Origin of the sequence: Mesorhizobium sp. M7A.F.Ca.US.005.03.2.1, assembly GCF_003997795.1 — a bacterium.
In the GTDB taxonomy this organism is placed as follows: domain Bacteria; phylum Pseudomonadota; class Alphaproteobacteria; order Rhizobiales; family Rhizobiaceae; genus Mesorhizobium; species Mesorhizobium ciceri.
The window spans coordinates 1-5,469 of record NZ_RZRP01000415.1; the positions used below are offsets into that span (position 1 = coordinate 1).

The 5,469-nt window shown below is 64.8% G+C and carries 6 protein-coding genes; all 6 read left to right on the forward strand.

The genetic code is table 11. The annotated features are described in order from the left end of the window. Positions 1-487: flavin reductase (locus tag EN991_RS21600; protein ID WP_127369512.1), on the forward strand; the 487-nt coding region annotated here is incomplete at its 5' end. Then, entirely contained in the window at positions 484-1,413 is a 930-nt protein-coding gene (locus EN991_RS21605; RefSeq protein WP_013532114.1) for a MoxR family ATPase, read from the forward strand. The genes EN991_RS21600 and EN991_RS21605, both read left to right, overlap by 4 nt. Before the next feature lie 3 nt (positions 1,414-1,416). Continuing rightward, a complete protein-coding gene (locus tag EN991_RS21610; RefSeq protein ID WP_024504342.1) occupies positions 1,417-2,661 on the forward strand; it encodes a VWA domain-containing protein in 1,245 nt (414 codons plus the stop codon). 60 nt (positions 2,662-2,721) lie between these two features. After that, on the forward strand, positions 2,722-3,060 hold the full coding sequence (locus EN991_RS21615) for an XdhC family protein (RefSeq protein ID WP_013532112.1): 339 nt from the start codon (positions 2,722-2,724) through the stop codon (positions 3,058-3,060). A 65-nt stretch (positions 3,061-3,125) separates the two neighbouring features. Then, positions 3,126-3,830 carry an XdhC family protein gene (locus tag EN991_RS21620; protein ID WP_013532111.1) on the forward strand — a complete coding sequence of 235 codons (705 nt, stop codon included), beginning with the start codon at positions 3,126-3,128 and terminating at the stop codon, positions 3,828-3,830. Then, the gene (locus EN991_RS21625) at positions 3,827-5,437 is read left to right on the forward strand and encodes a molybdopterin-binding/glycosyltransferase family 2 protein (RefSeq protein WP_127369513.1); all 1,611 of its coding nucleotides are present in this window, start codon (positions 3,827-3,829) and stop codon (positions 5,435-5,437) included. Before EN991_RS21620 ends, EN991_RS21625 begins: the two co-directional genes overlap by 4 nt. Positions 5,438-5,469: the final 32 nt, after the last annotated feature.

Below are 5,469 nucleotides of genomic sequence, written 5' to 3' on the forward strand. Positions count from 1 at the left end.
CCGTCGCGCCGCGCTTGCCGGCCACGTCCATGTGGTCACCACCGACGGGCCGGCCGGCAAGCGCGGCGCGACGGTGATCGCGGCCTGCTCGGTTTCGGACACCCCGCCGACCATTCTGGTCTGTCTCAATCGCGAAAATCCCAAGAACGAACCGTTCGTGAAAAACGGCAGGTTTGCCTTGAACACCCTGGCTTCCCACCAGGAGCCGCTGTCAGTCGGCTTTTCCGGAATCACCGGCTTGCCGGTCGAGGAGCGCTTCGCGCTCGGCGAATGGGACGTGATCTCCACCGGCGCGCCGACGCTGAAGGGTGCGCTCGCCGTGTTCGACTGCGAATTGATCGACACCAAGGACCTGGCCACCCATCGTGTGCTTTTTGGCAAGGTGACAGGCCTGCGGATGGGCGATAATTTGCGGCCGCTGATCTATCACGCCCGCGGCTACCACGTACTGGAAAGCGGAGCGGCGGCGTTCACGGAGAAAGAATGACCGAGCTGAAACCGCGCGCCGCGCCACGGACGATCGACGAGACGCTCGATCTCCTGACCGGTGCGGACTATGTGGCGGACCGGTCGTTGGCGACCGTACTGTTCCTGTCGTTGCGTATGAAGCGGCCGCTTTTCCTTGAGGGCGAGGCCGGCGTCGGCAAGACCGAGATCGCCAAGGTGTTGGCACAGGCGCTCGGCCGCCGGCTGATCCGCCTGCAATGCTATGAAGGCCTTGACGTCTCGTCCGCCGTCTACGAGTGGAACTACGCCGCGCAGATGATCGAGATCCGCATGGAGGAGGCGGCCGGCAAGGTCGAGCGCTCCGCCATGGAGCGCAACGTCTTCTCCGAAAAATACCTGATCCGCCGCCCGGTGCTCGATGCGCTGACCGGCAAGGCGGGGGCTGCCCCGGTTTTCCTGATCGATGAGCTCGACCGCACCGACGAGGCGTTCGAGGCCTTCCTGCTCGAAATCCTGTCCGACTTCCAGGTGACGGTGCCCGAGCTCGGCACCATCAAGGCGGAAGAGCCGCCGATCGTCATCATCACCACCAACCGCACCCGTGAGATCCACGACGCGCTGAAGCGGCGCTGCCTCTATCACTGGGTCGACTATCCCAATGCCGAGCGCGAGTTGGAGATCGTGCGCCGCAAGGTGCCGCAGGCCAACCAGCGCCTTTCGGCCGAAGTGGTCTCCTTCATCCAGAAGCTGCGCCAGATCGAGCTGTTCAAGGTGCCGGGTGTCGCCGAAACCATCGACTGGGCCGGCGCGCTGACCGAGCTCGACAAGGTGGCGCTCGATCCGGAAACCGTCTCCGATACGATCGGCGTGCTGTTGAAATACCAGGACGACATTGCCCGCATCGAACAGGGCGAAGGCCGGCGCATCCTCAACGAGGTGAAGGCCGAGCTTTCGGCGGCGGAGTAGGCGATGCCGCGCCCCGAGCCAAAAGAGGCCATGCCGCACGGGCGGATCGCCGACAACATCGTCTATTTTGCCCGCACCTTGCGCAAGGCGGGCATGCGGGTGGGGCCGGCCTCGGTCAAGGACGCCATCGAGGCGGTGCTCGCCGCGGGCATCGGTTCGCGCGACGATTTCTACTGGACGCTGCACGCCGTGCTGGTGTCGCGGCATGAGGATCACGCCATTTTCGACGAGGCCTTCCGGCTGTTCTGGAAGTCGCGCGAACTGATCGAAAAGATGCTGGCGATGTTTTCGCCGGTGGCGCCCGACACCAGGGAAAAGCAGAAGCCACGCGCCGCTGAAAACCGGGTCAGCCAGGCGATGTTCGAGGGACACCAGAAGAACCAGCCGCCACAGGAAATTCCCGAGATCGAGGTCGACGCCCGCTTCACCTTTTCCGGCAACGAGGTGCTGCGGGCCAAGGATTTTGCCCAGATGAACGCCGCCGAGATGGCCGACGCCAAGAAGGCGATCGCGCAGTTGCGGTTGCCTTTCGACATGGTGCGGACGCGGCGCTTCAAGGCCGATGCGCATGGCCGCCGCATCGATCCGCGCGCCATGATGCGTTCGGCCGCGCGCACCGGCGGCGAACTGATCCTGCCGAAATTCCGCTCGGCCCGCGAGGTTCATCCGCCGCTGGTCGTGTTGGCCGACATTTCCGGCTCGATGAGCCAGTACACGCGGATTTTCCTGCATTTCCTGCATGCGCTGACGGAAAAAAGGCGTCGCGTGCACACCTTCGTCTTCGGTACCCGGCTGACCAATCTGACGCGGCAGATGCGCCATCGCGACCCGGATGCAGCCCTTGCCGACTGTTCGGCGGCGGTCATGGACTGGTCGGGTGGCACCCGCATCGGCGACACGCTGGCCGAGTTCAACCTGATATGGTCGCGTCGCGTGCTGGGGCAGGGGGCGGTCGTGCTTCTGATCACAGATGGGCTGGAGCGCGACGATGTCGCCGGCCTGTCGGAGGAGATGGAGCGCCTGCACAAATCCTGCCGGCGGCTGATCTGGCTGAACCCGTTGCTGCGCTTCGACGGCTTCCAGGCGCGCGCCCGTGGCGTCAAGGCGATGCTGCCGCATGTCGACGAGTTCCGCTCGGTGCACAATCTCGATGCGCTCGCCGATCTCTGCGCGTCATTGGACAAGAAGTCGGCACAATCCGTCGATCCGCGCCGATGGCTGGAAGCTGGCGCGAGGCGCGCCGCATAACCATATCCTTCCCATCCGGAAAACAGATCCCGAGAAAAACAGACTTCTGGAGAAACGGTCATGGAAAACAGCATTTATCTGGATGAGGCCCGCGACCCGCTGATCATTGCGGAGGGCTGGATGAAGGACGGCAAGGACGTGGCCATCGCGACAGTGGTCGAGACCTGGGGTTCGGCGCCCCGACCTGTAGGCAGCCATCTGGTCATCGACGCAGACGGCAATTTCCACGGCTCCGTCTCGGGCGGCTGCGTCGAAGGCGCTGTGGTCAGCGAGGCCATCGACGTCATCGACAGCGGCAAGGCCAGGATGCTGGAGTTCGGTGTTGCCGATGAAACCGCATGGCAAGTGGGCTTGTCCTGTGGCGGCCGCATCAAGGTGTACGTGGAAAGACTGGGCTAGAGCATGATCCCAAAAAGTGGGACCCGGTTTTTGGACAAGATGATGCTCGGACAAGAGATTTCCTGATGGATCCCTACGCCTTAAAAACTTTGAACGCCGAACGACGCGCCCGCCGTGCGGCGATCCTTGTCACCGATCTCGGTGACGGCCGCGACCGGATCGTGCGCGAGGGCGATCACGTCGCCGGCGATCTCGGAACCGCGATCGCCAGGGCGTTTCGCACCGGTAATTCCGGTTCGGTCGAAGCCGAGGGGCGGACTTTCTTTCTCAACGCGCATCTGCCGCAGCCGCGTCTGGTCGTGATTGGCGCTGTCCATATCAGCCAGGCGCTGGCGCCGATGGCGAAGATCGCCGGCTATCCCGTGGAGATCATCGACCCCCGCACCGCTTTCGCCACGCCGGACCGCTTTCCCGATGTGGCGCTTCATGCCGAATGGCCGGAGGATGTGCTGAAGCGTCAGCCGCTCGACAGCTACACCGCACTTGCCGCCGTCACCCATGATCCGAAGGTCGATGATTTCGCCCTGAAGGCAGCACTAGACGCCAACTGCTTCTATGTCGGCGCGCTCGGCAGCAGGAAGACGCATGCCAAGCGTGTCGAACGTTTGCTGGCGCTGGGCGCGAGCGCCGACCAGATCGCCCGTATCCATGCGCCGATCGGGCTCGATATTGGTGCTGCCAGCCCGGGAGAGATTGCTGTTGCGGTGTTGGCCCAGGCGATCCATGCCTTCCGCTCGCGCGGGCTGGACGCAAAAGGTGCGGCGGCGTGAAATTCGGACCGATCCCGATCGAGACGGCGGAAGGCGCGGTGCTGGCACACTCCACCACCGCTGGTGAACGCCGCTTCCGCAAGGCGCATAGGCTGAGCGCCGAAGATGTGGCGCTGCTACGGACTGCCGGTGTTTCCGAGGTCGTTGCGGCTGTTCTGGCTGAGGACGACCTCGGCGAGGATGCGGCCGCGCAAACGATTGCCGGGAGCATGGCCTTTCGCGGCATCGAAGCCAAGCCTGCCGCGACCGGGCGGGTCAACCTCCACGCCAAGGCGCCGGGCATCTTCACGGTCGATGCCGTTGCCATCGACGCCATCAATGCCATCGATCCCGCCATCACCATCGCCACGCTGGCGCAGCATGCGCCGGTCGAAAAAGGCCAGATGGTCGCGACGGTGAAGATCATTCCCTTCGCGGTCGGTTCAGCGCTGGTCGACGCTGCGACAGAAATCTGCGCCGCAGGCGAGATCTTTGCCGTCAATGCCTACCGGCCCGTGCGTGTCGGCGTCATCCAGACGGTTCTGCCGGGCATCAAGCCTTCCGTGCTCGACAAGACGCTGCGCGTCACCGAAGCACGGCTGGCGCGTACCGGCGGCAGGCTGACGGCCGAGCGCCGCACGGCGCATGAGATCGCGCCGGTGGCGGAGGCCACGGCTTCCCTGGTGCGCGACAATGACATGGTGGTGATCTTCGGCGCCTCGGCGATGAGCGATTTCGCCGATGTCATTCCCGCGGCGATCGAGAAAGCGGGCGGTACCGTCGTCCGCGCCGGTATGCCGGTCGATCCCGGCAATCTGCTGGTGCTCGGTACGCTCGGCGGCAAGCACGTCATCGGCGCGCCCGGCTGCGCCCGCAGTCCCAAGGAGAACGGGTTCGATTGGGTGCTGGACCGATTGATCGCCGGTCTCGACGTGACCGCCAGGGATATTGCCGGCATGGGGGTCGGCGGGCTGTTGATGGAAATCCCCACACGGCCGCAGCCGCGCGAACCGCTGCCGGCCAAATCTCAACTGAAGGTCGGCATCGTGCTGCTGGCGGCCGGCCGGTCGAGCCGCATGGGCGGGCCGAACAAGCTGTTGGCGCTGTTCGACGGCAAGCCGCTGGTGCGCCGCACCGCCGAGCGGGCGCTTGGCTCGAAGGCGTCCAGAACTGTCGTCGTCACCGGCCACCAGCGCGAGCGGGTGCGCGCTGCGCTGGCGGGCCTCGACGTGACCTTCGCGCACAATCCTGATTTTACCGACGGCTTGTCCACGTCGCTGAAGGCCGGCATTGCCTATCTGCCGGAGGACTCCGCCGGTGTGATGATCGTGCTCGGCGACATGCCCGATATCACGTCCCACGATCTCGACAGATTGATCGATGCGTTCCGCAAGGGCGGCGGCAATGCGGTGGTCCGCGCTTCGCATGACGGCAAGCGCGGCAATCCGGTGCTGTTGCCGCGTTCGCTGTTTCCGGCGATCGCCCATCTGGAGGGCGACACCGGCGCACGCCATCTGGTCGAGACCGAAGGGCTCGATGTCATCGATGTCGAGATCGGCGCGGCGGCGTCTGTCGATGTCGACACGCGCGAGGCGCTGGAAGGCGCCGGCGGCGTGCTGCAGGATTGACAAACCCAAGCCGAATTACGCATGCGTTGGGT